Annotated in this window: 5 protein-coding genes; all 5 read right to left on the bottom strand. The window is 36.1% G+C overall.

The features are described from left to right. On the bottom strand, window positions 1-253 hold a 253-nt coding region (locus AACY61_RS10900; RefSeq protein WP_339611610.1), incomplete at its 3' end, for an iron-sulfur cluster assembly protein. A 6-nt stretch (window positions 254-259) separates the two neighbouring features. Then, on the bottom strand, window positions 260-682 hold the full coding sequence (locus AACY61_RS10895) for a SufE family protein (RefSeq protein ID WP_339611608.1): 423 nt from the start codon (window positions 680-682) through the stop codon (window positions 260-262). After that, window positions 672-1112, bottom strand: a complete 441-nt coding sequence (locus tag AACY61_RS10890) for an META domain-containing protein (RefSeq protein WP_339611607.1) — start codon at window positions 1110-1112, stop codon at window positions 672-674. Before AACY61_RS10890 ends, AACY61_RS10895 begins: the two co-directional genes overlap by 11 nt. A 12-nt stretch (window positions 1113-1124) precedes the next feature. Further along, window positions 1125-2360 (bottom strand): cysteine desulfurase, encoded by a 1236-nt coding sequence (locus AACY61_RS10885; protein ID WP_339611611.1) that lies wholly within the window; start codon window positions 2358-2360, stop codon window positions 1125-1127. 40 nt (window positions 2361-2400) lie between these two features. Continuing rightward, window positions 2401-3323 (bottom strand): Fe-S cluster assembly protein SufD (gene sufD, locus AACY61_RS10880; RefSeq protein WP_339611606.1); only part of this gene is annotated, 923 nt, incomplete at its 5' end.

Here is a 3323-nt window from a genome sequence, read left to right as displayed (position 1 = left end):
CTTCGGCATCTTTCACCATTTTTAATGAAGCAACTTTGTCTCTTACTTCCTGCGGAAGACTTTCTGCAACCGGACAATTGGGGGTTGTTAAAGTCATGATGACTTTTACTTCAAAGTCTTCATTGACAAAAACATCATAAATCAACCCAAGTTCATAAATATCAACAGGGATTTCAGGGTCATAGATGGTTTTTAAAACCTTGACTATTTTTTCACCGAGTTCCTGAGTGTTAATTTTTTCTTCAGTTTCCATACGTTGTTAATTTAATTGAGATTGGTAGGCTAGCGCATACAATTTTAATTGTTTGATCATTGAAACCAACCCGTTTGCTCTTGTGGGGGATAAATGTTCTTTTAATCCAATTTCATCTATAAAGGAGGTGTCTGCATTTAGAATGTCTTCGGGGGTTTGATTTGAAAACACCCTTAGTAAAAGTGCAACTATTCCTTTGGTGATGATGGCATCACTGTCTGCTGTAAGATATACTCTTCCGTCTTTGAATTCAGGAAAAACCCATACTTTTGATTGGCAGCCTTTAATCAAGTAATCGTCAGTTTTGTTTTTTTCGTCAATGAGGGGAACTGATTTTCCAAGAGAAATCATGTGCTCATAACGCTGCATCCAATCATCAAAGAAAGAAAATTCATCAATTATTTCTTCTTGTATTTCCTTAATTTTCATTTGTTTCTCTAATTTTTGTTGCTGTTAACACAAGCGAACGATCATTGGCAGAAAAGAATTTTAATTGCCCTTCTTCAAGCGTAAAAGAGCCGGTTTTGTCTAATGCTTCAGAAATTTCTTTTTCTGCATCCATTTTCCCTTCACAATATTTTTTTGTGCTGGCAATGTCTCCAAAATTAATGGCATATAAATCAATGGTGTAACTGCCAAAAAGAGTGTTACATTCTGTAGTTGCATTCATTGCTTTATTAAGAGCATCAAATCCTAAAACCAGGTTTTTTGAAGCATATTCTTTTTCAAGAACGGTGTTAATTTTATAGTTTCCGTTTAACTGCACGTTGCTTGCGGTATTGATTACTTTTTGTGTTTCGTCGCACGAACTGGTTAAAAATAAAAGTGCGATAGTAATGATTGACAAGAGTGATTTCATAGTTCTTAATTGTTAAGTTAGCATTTGTTTGGCTTTTTTCACAGCTTCAGTAAGTACATCAATTTCGTGAAATGTATTGTAAAATGCAAATGATGCTCTAACCGTTCCCGGGATGTTGTAAAAATCCATTATGGGTTGAGCACAATGATGTCCGGTGCGCACTGCTATACCTAATTTGTCAACTATTGTGCCAATATCATAGGGATGAATACCTTCAATATTGAATGAGATCACGGAAGTTTTATTGATTCCGTTTCCATAAATTCTTAACCCCTCTATTTCTTGGAGTTTGTCTGTAGCATACTTCAGTAACTGATTTTCATATCGGGCGATAACATCAAATCCAATTTTGTTTAAATAATCCAACGCAACACCAAAGGCAATTCCTCCGGCAATATTGGGTGTTCCGGCTTCAAATTTATGTGGTAGTTCTGCATATGTGGTTTTTTCAAAAGTAACTTCTTTGATCATTTCTCCTCCTCCTTGGTAGGGGGGTAATTTAGTAAGCCACTCTTCTTTTCCGTAGAGAACACCCACTCCTGTAGGACCACACATTTTATGAGCTGAACAGGTATAAAAGTCTACATCCAAGATTTGTAAGTCTGGCTTTAGGTGGGCGCAGGCTTGTGCACCGTCAACTAAAACTGCCGCTCCTGCTTTGTGGGCTTTTTGAATTATTTCTTCAATAGGGTTGATGGTTCCAAGCGCATTTGAAATATGGTTTAAAACAACGAGTTTTGTATTCGTTGTAACCATTTCTGAAAAAACATCCATTAGAAGCTCACCTTCCTGATTGATGGGAAGAACTTTTAATACAGCCCCTGTAGCTTCACACAGCATTTGCCAGGGAACAATGTTTGAGTGATGTTCAACAGCAGAGACAATTACTTCATCACCATCTTGTAAAATTGAACGAAAACCTGAAGCAACCAAATTGATTGCATGAGTTGTGCCGGAGGTAAAAATTATTTCTTTTGCTTGACGGGCATTGAAATGGGTTTTGATTTTTTCTCTGGCTTGTTCATAAGCATCGGTTGCTTCCTGAGAGAGGGTGTGTACTCCACGGTGAATATTGGCATTGTAGTTTGAATAATAATCTACTAAGGAGTCAATAACGGCCTTTGGCTTTTGTGATGTTGCAGCATTGTCTAAATAAACCAATGGATAGCCATTTACCTTTCTGGAAAGAATAGGAAAGTCTTTACGAATGCTTTTTACATCAAAAAGTGTGTTTTTGTTTTCCGTCATCATTTCAGAATGGTTTTTATTAAGTAATAAAATAAACCTCTTAGAGGTTAAACCCAAGGTTTACACCAATTTTTTTAGCGATAAGCTTAGTGATACGGGCTTTTACTTCAGGAATTTTAACACTATCTAAAACATTGCTGGCAAAAGCAAACATTAAAAGAGCGCGGGCTTCTTTTTTTGCAATACCTCTTGATTGCAGGTAAAAAAGTGCTTCTTCATCAAGTTGTCCAATAGTGCAGCCATGAGAACATTTTACATCATCAGCAAAAATTTCAAGTTGAGGTTTTGAGTTGATTGTGGCTTTATCATCTATAAGGATGTTATTATTTTGCTGAAAGGCATCGGTTTTTTGAGCTTCTTTTTCAACAATAATTCTTCCGTTAAAAACACCGGTTGATTTTTCGGCAAAGATGCCTTTATAATCCTGGTGACTTTCACAATTGGGTTCAATATGATTTACCAATGTATTGTGATCAACATGTTGTTTGTTTTCAATAATAGTAATTCCTTTTAAAGTGGAATTGATGTGTTCCCCTTTTTGGTAGAAATTCAGGTTGTTTCTGATTAGTTTTCCACCAAATGAAAAGGTGTGCACACTCACATTACTACCTTCGTTTTGAGAAATAAATGTGTTGTCAATTAAAGAGGCCGTGTGATTATCATTCTGAACTTTGTAATAATCTACAGAGCTGTTTTTGCCGGCAAATATTTCAGAAACCACATTTGTAAATACTGCATTATCTGTAAGGCTTTGATGGCGTTCAATGATTTGAACGTGGGCATTTTCTTCAGCTACAATCAGATTTCTGGGTTGTAATAAAAGAGCGGCTTCATTACCTGTGGCAAAGTTTATTATTTCGATTGGTTTTTCAACTTCGCGGTGTTTAGGAATGAAGATGTAGGCACCTTCTTTTGCAAAAGCAGTATTTAAAGAGCTCAAACTATCACTCTTGGCAACTTTAT

It is taken from the genome of uncultured Planktosalinus sp. (assembly GCF_963973675.1).
Classification (GTDB): domain Bacteria; phylum Bacteroidota; class Bacteroidia; order Flavobacteriales; family Flavobacteriaceae; genus Planktosalinus.
The sequence above is the reverse complement of the archived record's forward strand: the minus strand, read 5'-3'. Positions and strand labels throughout refer to the sequence as shown.